The organism is Kitasatospora sp. NPDC033851 (assembly GCF_055576085.1).
Genome location: NZ_JBVIRL010000002.1, coordinates 342093 through 357054, shown reverse-complemented (window position 1 = coordinate 357054; position 14962 = coordinate 342093). Strand labels below are relative to the sequence as shown.

Genomic DNA, 14962 nt, shown 5'->3' with positions numbered 1-14962 from the left:
TCACCGTCGGCCTCCGAAGGCCTGGCCGCGGCGGCGCATCATCAGCAGGAAGGCGGGCACGCCGAGCACGGCGGTGAACACCCCGACGGGCAGTTCGGCGGGCGCCAGCAGGGTGCGGGAGGCGATGTCCACCCAGACCAGCAGCAGGGCCCCGGCGAGCGGCGCGACCAGCAGCACCCGGTGGTGCCCGGCGCCGACCAGCATCCGCGCGAGGTGCGGCACCAGCAGTCCGACGAAGCCGATCGCCCCGCTGACCGCGACCACCGTGCCGGTGACGGCGGCGGTCACCACGAACAGCTCGCGGCGCAGCCGGTCCGGGTCCACGCCGAGCGAGGCGGAGGTCTCGTCGCCCATGGCGAGCGCGTCCAGCCGGCCGGCGGTGCGGGCGAGGTAGGCCAGGCCGGCCAGCACGGTGCAGGCGGCGATCGGCACCGAGCCCCAGGTGGCGCCGCCGAGGCTGCCGAGCAGCCACATCATGGCGTCCCGGGCGGCTTCGCCGCGGTCGGCGGCGAAGACCATCAGGGTGGTGGCGGCGGAGAAGCCGTAGGACAGGGCGGTGCCGGTGAGCACCAGTCGCAGCGGGGTGAGCCCGTACGCGGTACGGGCGGCGAGGTAGACCAGCGTCATCGCGGCCAGCGCGGAGCCGAAGGCGGAGGCGGAGACCGCCCACACCCCGAGCGAGGCGAAGGCGCCGAACAGAAGGACGGCGTTGGCGCCGACGGCCGCGCCGGAGGAGATGCCGAGGACGAAGGGGTCGGCGAGCGCGTTGCGCACCAGGGCCTGGACGGTGACGCCGGTGGCGGCCAGCCCGGCGCCGACCACGGCGGCCAGGACGGTGCGCGGCAGCCGGATCTCCCAGACGATGGCGTACGCGGCCGCCTCGTCCGTGTCCAGCCGACCGCCCGTCAGCCCGGCGCCCAGCAGCCGCAGCACGTGGGGGAGTCCGATCCCGGAGGAGCCGAACGCGACTCCGCAGACCACGGAGAGCAGCAGGGCGGCGGCGAGGCCGACGGCGAGCGGGAGCGCGGGTATGCGGCGGACGGGCGGGCCGCCGGTTGCGCGGTTCACGGGTGGGCGGTTCACGGGTGCGCCTTGCCTCGGGCCGCGGGTGCGCCGGGGCGGGCGCCGGCCGGAGGCGTGCCCGGGCGCCGTTCCCCTCGCAGTCCGCGGCGAGTTGTCGGGAGGTCAGCGGCCGGGGGCGATCGGGCTGGCGCGGCCGTACCGCTGGTACGGGCCGCGCTCACCGTTGCGGGTCAGCGCCGGATTCACACCGGACTTCCCCCTCGGACGCCCCGGCAGCATAACAGGCACTCATGGTCAGCAACCCTTACCGGGGTCGGGTCGGACGTGAACGCACGACCGCCCCCGTCCGGCGGTGCGGACGGGGGCGGTCAGGTGGCGACGCGTCAGGCTCAGGCCTGCTTGGTCTCCCAGAAGATCTTGTCGACCTCGGCGATCAGGTCCAGCAGGGCCTGGCCGGTGGCCGGGTCGGTGGACGCCTTGGTGGCCGAGGCGGCCTTCAGGGTGTCGTTGATCAGCTTGTGCAGCTGCGGGTACTTCTCGAAGTGCGGGGCCTTGAAGTAGTCGCTCCACAGCACCGAGATGTGGTGCTTGACGGCCTCGGCGCGCTGCTCCTTGATGATGATGGCGCGGGCGCGGAAGTGCGGGTCCTCGTTGGCCTGGTACTTCTCCTGGGTGGCCTTCACCGACTCGGCCTCGAGCCGGGCCTGCGCCGGGTCGTACACGCCGCAGGGCAGGTCACAGTGGGCGTGAGCGGTGGCACGCGGTGCAAACAGACGAGAGAACATGGGAGTCCTTCCTTAGATCGTCTTCCCGCGCCCGAGATTACCCTTCCGCCCTCGCGGTTTCGCGATCGGGCGGTGGGCCTAGGGCAAAAGGCGGACCCGGAACCGGGGTAATCCGGACATCGAACAGGTGACGGTCCGTACGGCAGACTGGGGACGGTCGGCGCGGAGGAGGAGTCGTGGCACGGAGCACGGAACCGGAGGGCCGGGCCCGGGGCGGCGCGCTGCCGTTCGGACTGGTCGACGTGGTGGGCCGGTCGATGGTCCCGACCCTGCGCGAGGGCGACCGGCTGCTGGTCCGCTACGGCGCGCCGATCCGGCCGGGGGCGGTGGTGCTCTTCCGGCACCCCTTCCAGCAGGACCTGCTGGTGGTGAAGCGGGCCGCCGAGCGCCGGTCCGGGGGCTGGTGGCTGCTCTCCGACAACCGCCCGGTGGACAGCGACAGCCGCAGCTACGGCGCGGTCCCGGACGACCTGGTGCTCGGCCGGGTGCTGCTGCGGTTGCGCCCGCGCCCGGTCTGGCTGGCGCCGGGCCGCCGGCTGGAGCGGCTGCTGCTCGCCCCGCGGCTGGCCCGGGTGCCGGGCCTGGCCCGCCGCCTCGGCGTCTGGGTGGAGGAGGTCTAGCCGCGCGCCCCACCGCTGCGCCCCACCGCTGCGCCCCGGCTGTTACGCCCCGGTGCCCAGTGCGGCCTCCGCCTCCTGACGCTTGCGGGCCCGGTAGGCGGCGACGTTGGCCCGGGTCGCGCAGCGGTCCGAGCAGTAGCGGCGGGAGCGGTTGGTCGAGGTGTCCAGGTAGGCGTTGCGGCAGGGCGCGGCCTGGCAGATGCCCAGCCGGTCGGCGCCCAGTTCGGTCAGGTGGACGGCCAGGCCCATGCAGGCGACCGCGCTGAAGTGCGCGGTGGCGGTCGGCGAGTTGTCGGCCAGGTGCAGGTGCCAGCGCGGCCGTCCGGCGTCGTCCAGGTAGTCGTGCCCGGAGATCAGCGGGCTGACGGGGTACTCCATCAGCAGGCTGTTCAGCAGGTCGACGCCCCGGATCTCGTCCCCTTCGGCGGCGGCTTCGAAGACCCCGCGCAGCCGGGTCCGGACCGCCCGCAGCCGGGGCAGGTCGGATTCGTCGGCGAGCGCGGCGGCCCGGGAGGAGTCGGAGAACAGGGCGCGCACCGCCTCCACGGAGGTCAGCGTGTCGGTGCCGCGCTCCGGCTCCTCGGTGTTCACCAGCCGAACGGCGAGGTCGGCGTACGAGGCGAGCTCCACGGCGGTCCTTCCAGAAGATCGGTAACGGGCTGGCTGCTTCCAGCCTATTACCCGAAGGGGGAAAACGTCGGCGCCCGGCAGGAGCTGCCTGCCGGGCGCCGACGGGAGGGATTCAGAGCACCTTGGAGAGGAAGGCCCTGGTGCGCTCGTGCTGCGGGTTCGTGAGGACCTCACGGGGGTTGCCGGACTCGACCACCACACCGCCGTCCATGAACACCAGCGCGTCGCCGACCTCGCGGGCGAAGCCCATCTCGTGGGTGACGACCACCATCGTCATGCCCTCCTCGGCGAGGCCGCGCATGACGTCGAGGACGTCGCCCACCAGCTCCGGGTCGAGCGCCGAGGTGGGCTCGTCGAAGAGCATCAGCTTGGGCTTCATGGCCAGCGCGCGGGCGATCGCGACGCGCTGCTGCTGGCCGCCGGAGAGCTGGGAGGGGTAGTTCTTCGCCTTGTCGGCGAGGCCGACCCGCTCCAGCAGGGCCATCCCGCGCTCGCGGGCGTCCGCCTTGCTCTCGCCCTTGACCTGGACCGGCGCCTCGACGACGTTCTCCATGGCGGTCATGTGCGGGAACAGGTTGAAGCGCTGGAAGACCATGCCGATGTCGCGCCGCTTGAGGGCGACCTCGCGGTCCTTGAGCTCGTGGAGCTTGTCGCCCCGCTGCTGGTAGCCGACCAGCTCGCCGTCCACCCAGAGGCGGCCGCCGTTGATCTTCTCCAGGTGGTTGATGCACCGCAGGAAGGTCGACTTGCCGGAGCCGGACGGGCCGATCAGGCAGAACACCTCGCCCTGCTTGACCTCCAGGTCGATGCCCTTGAGCACCTCGACCAGGCCGTAGGACTTGTGCACGTTCTCGGCGCGGACCATGGGCTCGGCCGACCCGGCGCCGTCGGCGGGGGTCTTGGTCAGATCGGTCATACGTGACCACCTCCCTCGAGCCCCGGGACGACGTCGGCGTCCGTCTTCGGGGCGGGCTTCCCGGCGAACAGGCCCCGCAGTCGCTGCAGCGGGGTGGGCGGGAGGGTGCGGTTGGAGCCTCGGGCGTAGTGGCGCTCGATGTAGTACTGGCCGATGGTCAGCACCGAGGTGAAGAACAGGTACCAGAGGCTGACCACGATCAGCAGCGGGATGTTCTGGTAGTTCCGAGAGTAGATGACCTGGCCGGCCCGGAAGATCTCCTCCAGGGAGATCACCGAGACCAGCGAGGTGGTCTTCAGCATCGAGATGGTCTCGTTGCCGGTCGGCGGGATGATCACCCGCATGGCCTGCGGCAGGACGATCCGCCGCATGGTCTGGAACCGGCTCATGCCGAGCGCGTGCGCGGCCTCGCTCTGGCCCTCGTCCACCGACTGGATGCCGCCGCGGACGATCTCCGCCATGTAGGCGGCCTCGTTGAGGCCGAGGCCCAGCAGGGCGGCGACGAAGGTCGGGATCAGGACGTTGGTCTGCCCGGACCAGAACTCCGGTCCCCACGGGACGCCGATCGACAGCTTGGCCCAGATCAGGCCGAGGAAGTTCCAGAACACCAGCTGCACCAGCACCGGGGTGCCGCGGAAGATCCAGATGTAGACCCAGGCGGTGCCGGCAAGCAGCGGGTTCGGGGACAGGCGCATCACCGCGAGGATGACGCCGCCGACCACACCCATGAGCATGGAGAGCGCGGTCAGCTCCAGCGTCACGACCATGCCGTGCAGGATGCTGTCGTGGAACAGGTACTGACCGACGATGTCCCACTTGAAAGCGGGGTTGGTGAAGAGAGCGCTCAGCAGCATCGCCGCGAGCAGGGCGATGACGACGGCGCCCGCCCAGCGTCCGGGGTGACGGACCGGGACGGCCTTGATGGTCTCAGGCCGTCCCCGTCCCTCCGTCCCCTTGTCCAAAGAGTTCACGGTGTGGCCTCGGGGGAGAGATGAAGCGTACGAGGGGTCAGCTGACGGCGCCGTTGACGGTCGACTTGTCGATCGCACCGGCCTCGACGCCCCACTTGGTGAGGATCTGCTTGTAGGTGCCGTCGTCGATCAGCGACTGGACGGCACCCTGGATGGCCGGGCTGAGCTTGGAGCCCTTGGCCAGGGCGACACCGTAGGGGGCCACGCCGTAGGTGTCGCCGACCTTCTCCAGCTGCCCGCCGGACTGCTTGATCGCGTAGTCGACGACCTGGGAGTCGGCCATCATCGCCTGGTCGCGGCCGGAGACCACGGCGTTGGTGACGTCCGTCTGGAGGTCGAACTTGTCGCCGTCGTTCTGGACGCCCGGCTTGCCGGCCTTGGCGCAGTCCGGGTTGCGGGTGTCCTTGATCTCGTCGGCCTGGGTGGTGCCGGTCTGGACGGCGACCTTCTTGCCGCAGAGGTCCTTCGGGTCGATCTTCTCCGGGTTGCCCTTCTTCACCGCGACAGCGCTGCCGGAGTTGAAGTAGGTGACCATGTCGACGATCTGCTCGCGCTCCTTGTTGTCCGTGAAGGACGACATGCCGAGCTGGAACTTGTTCGACTGGATGCCGGGGATGATCGCGGTGAAGCCGGAGTCCTGGACCTCGGCCTTCAGACCGAGCTTGGTGGCGATGGCGTTGGCCAGGTCGACGTCCATGCCGATGATCTTGCCGCTGTCGTCCTTGAACTCGTCCGGCGCGTACGAGGCGTCCGCGCCCACCACGAGCTTGCCGGCCGCCTTGATGTCGTCCGGGACGAGCGCGGCGAGATTGGGGTCGGCCTTGACCTCGTTGACGGTCGCGGAGGCGTTGGGGGCACCGCTGCCCTCGCTCTTGCTGCTGCTGCAACCGGTCAGCGCGAGGGAGACGGAGACGGCAGCCACACCGGCCGCGAAGAGCCGGTTGCGCTTGGTACGGGCGGTCATGAGGGGGATCTCCTCCTGGGAGAGAAGGTCGGGCGGACGCGCCGCGGGAGCGGCGCACCGGGGGTGCGAGCCGTACGGCGCTGTACGGGTGTGCGTCGTAGTCGTCGTACGTGCGGGCCGGGTTCTGCAGTGCCTGGACGCTGGGACCGCCCAGGGTTCTACGAGTACTGCTGCCGCCACCCTCCGCCGAGGTGGACGTGACCGAACCGCCTCGACCAGTGGTCGGCTCGATCCGAGATGGGGGGAATCCTGCCATCTGATGACGGTCAGGTGGCCCTCATCCAGATCAAAATCGGATAACGAGGGGTCGCACTGTCCGCTATTCGGACTTATTCCGGGCCCCTGTCACCCTGCGCATAAGTATGCAGATCCCTCTGTGCTCAGCCCCGGAGGCCCGCCGCCCTCCCGCTCAGATGCCCCCGTTGACCACGGCGTTCTGCGCCGCGCCGGCGCTGACGCCCCACTTGGTGAGGATCTTGTCGTACTCGCCGCCGCGGATCAGCTGGTCGACCGCCTTGGCCACCGCGTCGCGCAGGTCGGTGTCGCTCTTGCGCACCGCGATCCCGTACGGGTTGGAGGTGGACTGCCCGCCGGTCACCTCGAAGCGGCTGCCGCCGTCGGTCGTCTTCGCCGCGTAGGCGGCCACCGGGAAGTCGTTCAGCCCGGCCGCGGCGGCACCGGAGGCGACCTCGGCCAGCGCCTTGGCGTCGCTTTCCAGCCTGTGCGTGGTCAGCAGGCGGCCGGTGCGGGCGCAGACCGCCACCTGGCGGGTGACGATCTCGTCCTGCGTGGTGCCCTGCTGGAAGGCGATGGTCTTGCCGCACAGGTCGTCCAGGGTCTTGATCCCCTTGGGGTTGCCCTTCGGCACGACGATCGAGCTGCCGGCGATGAAGTAGTCCACGAAGTCCACGCCCGGGTTGACCTGCTTGCCGGTCTCGTCCAGGCCGTCGCGGCGCTGGCGGATGTCGCTGAGCGCCGACATCGCCACGTCGTACTGCTTGCCCTGCAGGTTCGGTATCAGCTTGTCGAACGTGGTGTCCACGAACTCGATCCGCACGTCGAGGATCTTGCCCAGGGCGGTGGCGAGGTCCGGGTCGAGGCCGGTCGGCTTGCCGTCCTGGCCGCGGAACTCCACCGGCGCGTAGTTGACGTCCATGCCGATGCGCAGCACCCCGGCCGAGCGCTGCGCCTTCGGCAGCTTGTCGCGGACGTCCTTGACCGGGTCGTCCGCGGCGGCCTGCCCGCCGCCTCCGCAACCGGTCAGCAGCAGGGCACCGGCGGTGGCCAGGACGGCGCCGGCCAGGACCGGACGACGGACGGGAAGGGGGTGAGGCATGAGGGCTGCTCCTGTGGGAGGGACGTGCGGTCGCCACGGTGTCGCGGTGGTGTACGCGAAATGGCGGACAAGCGATCCTGCCATCCCGGCCTGCCGGGCCCGGCGGCGGGTATGTCAGAATGCGGTACCGGGTGACCCCCGGACGCTCGAACCAGACCGCCGGGCCCTGACAGGCCCGGGGTGCTCGGGACCGGAAGTCCTCACGTGACTCCGTATCCGGAGTGCCGACTCCCCCTTGCGTCTGCGTTCACTCCTGCGGGTGCGCGTGTGCTCATGCCGTTGCCGCCGCCGGAGCCCGGCGCTTCCGAAACCGGGCCCCTGGGACGCGACAGCGCGGCGATGAACCGCACGTGACGAGGACGAAAAGGCATAGGTGCGATGCCTTCGTCCGACCTAGGCTCGGCCCGGTAGTACTGACGCCGACAAACACAAGACCCCATAAAAACCCTCATCCGAGGGCGCCGCCCGACGGCAGCGCCCCGACCCCGCCCCGGGTCCGCCTTCGCGCACCCGGTTTCCGGTTTTCGGCCGGGTCGCCCTGCCCGTCGGTCACGCGTCCTCGCCAGAACAATGACGAAGAGGTCATCGTGGCAGCGGAGATCATCAGCAGCACCCAGGACACCGACGATCCGGTCGACGCGGTTTTCGCGCTCCACCGCGGCGGCAAGATGGAGATCCGGGCGACCGTCCCGGTGCGCGACGCGGACGACCTGTCCCTCGCCTACACCCCCGGTGTCGCCCGCGTCTGCACGGCCATCGCCGAGCAGCCGGAGCTGGTCAACGACTACACCTGGAAGGCCAACACCGTCGCGGTGGTCACCGACGGCACCGCGGTGCTGGGCCTCGGCGACATCGGCCCGCAGGCCTCGCTGCCCGTGATGGAAGGCAAGGCCATCCTGTTCAAGCAGTTCGGCGGCGTGGACGCGGTGCCGATCGCGCTCGCCTGCACCGGGGTCGACGAGATCGTCGAGACCGTGGTCCGGCTGGCGCCCTCCTTCGGCGGCGTCAACCTGGAGGACATCTCCGCCCCCCGCTGCTTCGAGATCGAGCGCCGGCTCCAGGAGGCCCTGGACATCCCGGTCTTCCACGACGACCAGCACGGCACCGCGATCGTCACCACCGCCGCCCTGTGGAACGCGGCCAAGGTGACCGGCCGCGAGATCGGCTCGCTGCGGGCCGTCATCTCCGGCGCCGGCGCGGCCGGCATCGCCATCGCCAAGATGCTGGCGGCGGCCGGCATCGGCGACGTGGCGGTCTGCGACCGCAAGGGCGTGGTGTACGAAGGCCGCGGCGACCTCACCGACGTCAAGGCCGAGATCGCCGCGCGGACCAACCGCACCGGCCTCAAGGGCTCGCTGGCCGACGCGCTGGCCGGCGCCGACGTGTTCATCGGCGTCTCCGGCGGCACCGTGCCTGAGGAGGTCGTCGCCACCATGGCCGAGGGCGCGTTCGTCTTCGCGATGGCCAACCCCAACCCGGAGATCCACCCCGAGGTCGCGCACAAGTACGCGGCGGTCGTGGCCACCGGCCGCAGCGACTTCCCGAATCAGATCAACAACGTGCTGGCCTTCCCCGGCATCTTCGCCGGCGCCCTCCAGGTCCGGGCCAGCCGGATCACCGAGGGCATGAAGCTGGCCGCCGCCAAGGCGCTGGCCGGCGTGGTCGCCGACGAGCTGACGCCGCAGAAGGTCATCCCCTCGCCGTTCGACGAGCGGGTCGCGCCGGCGGTCACCAAGGCCGTCGCCGAGGCCGCCCGGGCGGAGGGCGTCGCCCGGATCTGAACCGGTGCCCGGGGGAGCGTGCCCGCCACGACGGCCGCTCCCCCGCGCCCCCGGGCCGGCCCCCCGAGCCGAAGGGCGCGCCGCTGCCGAAAGCGAGGAGCGACAAGCGAGGAACGAGTGCCGGAGCGACGAGCGTCGGCAGCGGATCCGAGCGCCCCGGAGGCGAGCGGGGGGAGTGACAGCAGGGACACGCGTCACACCTACGCGTGGTTCCCGGCCCCGGCCGTCGCCGCTATCGTCCGGATCATGTTTGCTGCCTACGCCGCACGTATCGATGCCGACGACCCGCTCAGCGGACTGGAGTTGGGCGAGCTCCCCGAGCCGCAGGCCCGCCCCGGGTGGAGCGTGGTCACGGTCAAGGCCGCCAGCCTCAACCACCACGACCTGTGGTCGCTGCGCGGGGTCGGCCTGCCCGCCGAGAAGCTGCCGATGATCCTCGGGTGCGACGCGGCCGGCGTCGACGAGAACGGCGACGAGGTGGTCATCCACTCGGTCATCGGCCAGACCGGCCACGGGGTGGGCCCCGCCGAGCCGCGCTCCATCCTGACCGAGCGCTACCAGGGCACCTTCGCCCAGCAGGTGGCCGTCCCCACCTGGAACCTGCTGCCCAAGCCCGCCGAGCTGAGCTTCGAGGAGGCCGCCTGCCTGCCCACCGCCTGGCTGACGGCCTACCGGATGCTGTTCACCAACGCCGGGGTCAAGCCCGGTGACACCGTCCTGGTGCAGGGGGCGGGCGGCGGCGTCGCGACCGCGCTGATCGTCCTCGGCAAGGCGGCCGGCCTGCGGGTCTGGGTCACCGGCCGGGACGAGGCCAAGCGCCGCCGGGCGGTCGAACTCGGCGCCGACGCGGCCTTCGAGAGCGGCGCCCGGCTGCCCGCGCGGGTCGACGCGGTGATGGAGACCGTCGGCGCCGCGACCTGGTCGCACTCGGTGAAGTCGCTGCGCCCGGGTGGCACCATCGTCATCTCGGGTGCCACCTCGGGCCCCAACCCGAGCGCCACCGAGCTGAACCGGATCTTCTTCCTGGAGCTCAAGGTGGTCGGCTCGACCATGGGCACCAAGGAGGAGCTGGCCGGGCTGCTCGCGCTCTGCGCCACCACCGGCGTCCGCCCGGTGATCGACTCGGTGCTGCCGCTGAGCGAGGCCAGGGACGGCTTCGCCCGGCTCGCCAAGGGCGATGTCTTCGGCAAGATCGTCCTCAACCCCTGACGCGAGGAGCCCGGTGCTCCTCGCGGGAGCACCGGGCCCGGATCCTTCGCACGCCGGCCGTTGCGGCCGTCAGCCGAGCAGCCGCTTCAGCCGCTCGCCCGCGGCGCCCAGCACCGAGCGGGCCTCGGCGAGCTTGTCCGTGCTCACCCCGCCGTCCCGGGCCGCGTCGCGGACCTGGTCGCGGAAGCGGTCGAGCAGCCGCTCCAGCTCGCGGGCCGGGTCCTCGGCCGGGTCGGTGCGCGCCCACGAGGGCAGGTCGGCCGGGGCGGTGCGCTCGTCCGTGTCCGGGGCGTCCTTGTCCAGGTCGATCCGGGTCACGGAGATCCGCTCGTCCGACGGGGCGGGCCCGTCCGACGGGTGGCCCCAGCGGGCCGCGTCGGCCAGGCCGGACAGGCCCTTGGTCAGCTCGGCCAGGCCCTCGGCCAGCCCGGTCGGCCAGTCGCCCTTCGCGGCGTGCTCGCGCACCTGCTGCTCGACCCGGCGCTTGATCCGCAGCGCCTCCTGCTGCGCGGCGGTGCGTGAGGCCTTGGCCTGCTCGCGCAGCCGGCGGGCCTCCTCCTCGGCGGCCTTCGCCTTGGCCTTGGCGGCCTTCTCCTGCTCCCGGGCGCGCTTGGCCTGCTCCTTGGCGTGCCGCTTGAACTGGGCGAACTCCTCCTTGGCGCGCTGCCAGGACTCGTTGTCGCCCCAGGGGCCGGCCCACGGGTCGCCCGGGCTCTCGGCGCGGTCCGGCCGGGGCGCCTGCTTGGCGGCCTTCCACAGCTCCTCGCGCAGGTCCTTGGCGCTGTCCCGGACGTCCTCGCGGATCGCCCCGGCGAGCTGCGCCACGGAGTCCCGGATCTCCAGCTCCAGCTCTTCCAACTCGGTCTGCCGGGCTTCGAGTTCGGCGCGACCGGCGTCGGTGAGCCGGTAGACCTTGCGGCCGCCCTCGGTGCTGTGGCTGACCAGGCCCTCCTGTTCCAGCTTGGCCAGCCGCGGGTAGACCGTCCCGGCCGAGGGGGCGTACAGGCCCTGGAACCGCTCCTCCAGCAGGCGGATCACCTCGTAGCCGTGCCGCGGGGCTTCGTCCAGCAGCTTCAGCAGGTAGAGCCGGAGCCGGCCGTGGCCGAACACGGGGGTCATCTCATGCCTCCTTGGTGAGGTCGGGCTTGCCGGGGGCGGCCGGAAGCTCCTTCGCCGGGCCCTCGTCCTCGGGCTCGGGGCGGCTCAGCACGGTGACCGCGCCGGAGACGGTGGTGACGTTGACGCTGCCGCGGCCCTCGCCGAGCTGGCCGGACAGCTTCTTGGCGCCCCAGCTGCCGCTCAGCTTGAGCTGCTCGAAGCTGCTGGAGATGTCGCCGCTGGTGGAGCCGGCCTCGACCCTGGCGTCGGTGCGGGAGGGGATCCGGAGCACGACCGGGCCGCTGACGGTGGTGACCTTGACGTCGGCCTCGCCGTCGACGTCGAGGTCCAGGGTGACGGCGCCGGTGACGGCGTTGGCGTGGATCCGGTCGGCGGTGCCGGCGACCACGGTGAGCTGCCCGGAGACGCTGTTGACCCGGAGCCGGCCGCCGACCGCCTGGGCGTCGATGTCGCCGGTGACGGTGTTGGCGTCGGTGCGGCCGGTCAGCCCGACCAGCGTGGTGTCACCGTTGGCGCTCTGCACCGAGACGTGCCCGGCGATGCCGGAGACGGTGGCGTCGGCGGAGACGGTGCCGACCTTGACGTCGGCGTCGGCCGGGACGGTCAGGGTGATGCCGGCGACCCGCTTGCGCTTGAGGGTGCCGAAGAAGCTCTTGACCGAGCCGACCGACTTGAGCCAGTCGCCGAACTCGCCCCAGCTGTTGATGTCCTTGTAGGTGACCGTCAGGACGCCGTCCACCACGGTCACGTGCAGCGGGTCACCCTCCAGCTCGGTGACCTCCAGACGGGCGGGGCCCTCGGCGGCCACCACGTTCACCGTGCCCTCGATGATCCGTACGTGCAGCGCGCGGACCTCCTCGTCGAAGGTGGTCCGGCCCGGCCCCTCGATCGTCCACTGGCTCATCTCTGCCGCCTCCCGTTGCCGATCGCGATGTATCGCGTTCCCTGCAAAAGACGATATATCGCGTGCCGGGAGAGTCAAGTGTGCCGGACCCCGATCCCGACCCCGAACCGCCCCCGAGGCTTCCCCTACGGGACACCGGGGGAGGACACCCGCGAAGACCGCCCGGAGACACGCGAGAGGCCCGGGAGGCGGTTGCCTCCCGGGCCTCTCGACGGCCGTCACCGGGTCACTCGTCGTCCTCGTCGTCGAGCCGGGCCAGCCAGGTGGCCAGCCGCTCGACCGGGATCTCGAAGTCCGGGTTGAGGTCGACGAACTCGCGCAGGCGCTCGGCCAGCCACTCGAAGGTGACCTCCTCCTCGCCGCGCCGGTTCGCCAGCTCCTCGATGCCTCGGTCGGTGAAGTACACGGTTCGCTCCGGTCCGATGGGGATTGACCTGGTCAGGATAGACCGGTCAGCTGGCCCGCCAGGTGCTGACGGTGACCTTGGCGGCCCCGGTGGTCGGGTCGGCCTGTTCGATCGCCGCGATGGCGATGTTGTGGGTGACCCGGTCGCGGACGCAGAGCAGGCGGCCGGGTGCCACCCGGTTGTACGAGAGGTCGGTGTCCGGCCGGGAGTCGATCGCGGCCGCGCACTGCTCGGCGGTGACGGACAGCTCGGTGATCACCGCGAAGTCCGACTTGTTGTCGCCGTAGCTGGTGAAGGAGTTGGCCTTGCTGCCGCTGCCGCCGCCGGCGTTGACCACGCCCAGGCCCCACTTGATGTCGTTGGAGCGCGGCACCACGGTGCCCGCGTCCAGGTCGATCCGGTAGGAGTCGGAGGAGTAGTCGGCCCCGGGGATCGCCAGCGACTTCTTGTCCAGCATCAGGGAGTAGCCGTTCGGCCGGGCGGGGGCCGAGACGGTGCCCGGGGCGGACTTCGAGGGCGCGGCCGTCACCGGCGAGTTGGTGAACGTGCTGCTCGGGCTGGGGGAGGTGCCGTCGCTCTGGCTGGGCGCCGGCTTCGGGCCGGACTGGCTGGTCTGGCTGGACTGGCTGCTGCTGGTGTCCTTCTTCTTGCCGTCGTCCAGCTTCTTCATGAGCACCACGCCGCCCGCGGTGCCGCCGACCGCCATCACCAGGGCGACGGTGAGCAGCACCTTCCAGGACACCCCGCCCTTGCGCTTGGGCTCCGGCTCGGGCGCCGGGTCGGCGGTCACCACCGGGCCGGGCGGCGGGGTGTCGAAGGACGGCGGCTCCGGCTGCAGGTGGACGGTCGGCGGCGAGGTCAGCACCGGGGCGGTCGGCGACTCGGTGGGCGGCTGCGGGGCGCCGTACGAGCCGAGCGGCGGCGGCGCGAAGCCCGTCGGGGGCGTCGCGGGCTGCTGCGGCGGGTGCGCGGCGTTCGCCGGGTGGATCGGGACGGTGGCCGGGTGGGTCGGCGCGACGGGCGGCGGCGGGGGAGTGGCCGGGGCGGCGGGCATCGCGGGCACCGGCGTCGGCGGGGTGGCGGGCGCGGCCGGCAGCGGGGTCGGGGGAGTCTTGGGCAGGTCCGAGCGGCGGGTGATCTCGGTGTTGACCTGGCGCGGCAGCCAGTCGTCGCCGAACCGCAGCTGGCCGCCGACCTCCGGGTGGTTGCGGGCGACCTGGATGATCTCGGCGGGCTTCGGGCGGTCCTCCGGGCTCTTCGCCAGGCAGCGCTGGATCAGTTCGCGCAGGTCCGCGGGGACGGCCGACAGGTCGGCCTCCTCGTGCACCACCCGGTAGAGCACCGCGGTGTCCGGGCCGTCGCCGAACGGCGCGGTGCCGCCGGCCACGTACGCGGCAAGGGCGCCGAGCGCGAAGACGTCGGTGGCCGGGCTGACCGGGCGGCCCTGGGCCTGCTCGGGGGACATGAAGGCGGGGGAGCCGATCCGGTAGCCGGTGCCGGTCAGCGCGGTGGCGTCGGCGGCCCGGGCGATGCCGAAGTCGATGACCCGCGGGCCGTCGCCGGCGACCAGCACGTTGGCGGGCTTGAGGTCGCGGTGGACCACCTCGACGCTGTGGATCGCCTGCAGGGCCTCGGCGATGCCGCCCATCAGCAGCAGGACGGTGCGTACCGGCAGCGCGCCGTGCTCGCGCACCACCTGCTGCAGGGACGGGCCGGGGACGTACGCGGTGACCAGCCAGGGGGCGTCGGAGTCCAGGCCGCCGGAGTCGATCACCTGCGCGGTGTAGAGCCCGTGGATCCGCTGGGCGTTGCTGACCTCCTGGGCGAAGCGGCGGCGGAACTCGCCGTCCTCGGCGAACTCCGGGCGCACCACCTTGAGCGCGACCGGGCGCCCGCCCGGGGTGTACGACAGGTAGACCCGGCCCATGCCGCCGGCGCCGAGCCGGGCGAACAGCCGGTAGCCGCCGACCTCCTTGGGGTCGTCCGGGAGGAGCGGCTGGAAGACCGGCGGGAGCTTTTCGGCGTCCCGAGGCGTGTCGGCGGTCATGTGGTGATCCCCCTGGGAGAGCGGTGAGGCGGTACGGCCGAGTCGGCGGGGCGCGATGACGGGCGTCCGGCGTCCTACTGGCGAGGCATAACCTATCGATCCGTCAGGATCCCGTGCACCGGGGCTCTGGTTTGGTTGCAGAGCTGGGACCTTGGCATGGCCCGGCGGTGAAACGGTTCTCCCCGAAACGACGCGGCCCCCGCTCTCCCGGGTGGGAGAGTGGGGGCCGCGTCGTTTCGGTGCGTCAGGGC

General features: G+C 72.0%; 14 protein-coding genes. 3 read left to right on the top strand and 11 right to left on the bottom strand.

Annotated features, from left to right (window positions below; all coding sequences use genetic code 11):
- Together ACZ51D_RS04785 and sodN are read right to left on the bottom strand one after the other, a co-directional pair.
- Positions 1–1068, bottom strand: coding sequence for a FecCD family ABC transporter permease (locus ACZ51D_RS04785; RefSeq protein WP_465617572.1), 1068 nt, complete (start codon positions 1066–1068; stop codon positions 1–3).
- Between the two features lie 344 nt (positions 1069–1412).
- On the bottom strand, positions 1413–1808 hold the full coding sequence (gene sodN, locus ACZ51D_RS04780) for a superoxide dismutase, Ni (RefSeq protein ID WP_218203467.1): 396 nt from the start codon (positions 1806–1808) through the stop codon (positions 1413–1415).
- Positions 1809–2065: 257 nt separating this feature from the next.
- Between sodN and sodX the strand changes: the two genes are divergently transcribed.
- Positions 2066–2428: a nickel-type superoxide dismutase maturation protease gene (gene sodX / locus ACZ51D_RS04775; RefSeq protein WP_396287770.1), complete on the top strand. Its 363-nt coding sequence runs from the start codon at positions 2066–2068 to the stop codon at positions 2426–2428.
- 42 nt (positions 2429–2470) lie between these two features.
- Here sodX and ACZ51D_RS04770 read toward each other — a convergent pair whose 3' ends face one another.
- The 5 genes from ACZ51D_RS04770 to ACZ51D_RS04750 all read right to left on the bottom strand — a co-directional run bounded on the left by ACZ51D_RS04770 (position 2471) and on the right by ACZ51D_RS04750 (position 7245).
- Positions 2471–3058 carry a CGNR zinc finger domain-containing protein gene (locus ACZ51D_RS04770; protein WP_360505761.1) on the bottom strand — a complete coding sequence of 196 codons (588 nt, stop codon included), beginning with the start codon at positions 3056–3058 and terminating at the stop codon, positions 2471–2473.
- A gap of 112 nt (positions 3059–3170) precedes the next feature.
- Positions 3171–3974 (bottom strand): amino acid ABC transporter ATP-binding protein, encoded by an 804-nt coding sequence (locus ACZ51D_RS04765; protein ID WP_360510034.1) that lies wholly within the window; start codon positions 3972–3974, stop codon positions 3171–3173.
- A complete protein-coding gene (locus ACZ51D_RS04760) occupies positions 3971–4945 on the bottom strand; it encodes an amino acid ABC transporter permease (RefSeq protein WP_465617575.1) in 975 nt (324 codons plus the stop codon). Before ACZ51D_RS04760 ends, ACZ51D_RS04765 begins: the two co-directional genes overlap by 4 nt.
- A gap of 37 nt (positions 4946–4982) precedes the next feature.
- Complete coding sequence (locus ACZ51D_RS04755; protein WP_465617577.1) at positions 4983–5909, bottom strand: ABC transporter substrate-binding protein; 927 nt, start codon at positions 5907–5909, stop codon at positions 4983–4985.
- Between the two features lie 409 nt (positions 5910–6318).
- Positions 6319–7245 (bottom strand): ABC transporter substrate-binding protein, encoded by a 927-nt coding sequence (locus ACZ51D_RS04750; RefSeq protein ID WP_465661223.1) that lies wholly within the window; start codon positions 7243–7245, stop codon positions 6319–6321.
- Between the two features lie 587 nt (positions 7246–7832).
- On the opposite strand from ACZ51D_RS04750, the gene ACZ51D_RS04745 reads away from it, so the two are divergent.
- Entirely contained in the window at positions 7833–9026 is a 1194-nt protein-coding gene (locus tag ACZ51D_RS04745) for an NAD(P)-dependent malic enzyme (RefSeq protein ID WP_360510030.1), read from the top strand.
- A 246-nt stretch (positions 9027–9272) separates the two neighbouring features.
- Positions 9273–10235: a zinc-binding dehydrogenase gene (locus tag ACZ51D_RS04740; RefSeq protein ID WP_465661221.1), complete on the top strand. Its 963-nt coding sequence runs from the start codon at positions 9273–9275 to the stop codon at positions 10233–10235.
- Between the two features lie 69 nt (positions 10236–10304).
- On the opposite strand, the gene ACZ51D_RS04735 is transcribed toward ACZ51D_RS04740, so the two are convergent.
- The 4 genes from ACZ51D_RS04735 to ACZ51D_RS04720 all read right to left on the bottom strand — a co-directional run bounded on the left by ACZ51D_RS04735 (position 10305) and on the right by ACZ51D_RS04720 (position 14711).
- Complete coding sequence (locus tag ACZ51D_RS04735) at positions 10305–11354, bottom strand: PadR family transcriptional regulator (protein ID WP_465617583.1); 1050 nt, start codon at positions 11352–11354, stop codon at positions 10305–10307.
- A gap of 1 nt (position 11355) precedes the next feature.
- Positions 11356–12258: a DUF4097 family beta strand repeat-containing protein gene (locus ACZ51D_RS04730; protein WP_465617585.1), complete on the bottom strand. Its 903-nt coding sequence runs from the start codon at positions 12256–12258 to the stop codon at positions 11356–11358.
- A 226-nt stretch (positions 12259–12484) separates the two neighbouring features.
- The gene (locus ACZ51D_RS04725; protein WP_360253909.1) at positions 12485–12664 is read right to left on the bottom strand and encodes a DUF6104 family protein; all 180 of its coding nucleotides are present in this window, start codon (positions 12662–12664) and stop codon (positions 12485–12487) included.
- Between the two features lie 46 nt (positions 12665–12710).
- The gene (locus tag ACZ51D_RS04720; protein ID WP_360510026.1) at positions 12711–14711 is read right to left on the bottom strand and encodes a serine/threonine-protein kinase; all 2001 of its coding nucleotides are present in this window, start codon (positions 14709–14711) and stop codon (positions 12711–12713) included.
- Between the last annotated feature and the right edge of the window lie 251 nt (positions 14712–14962).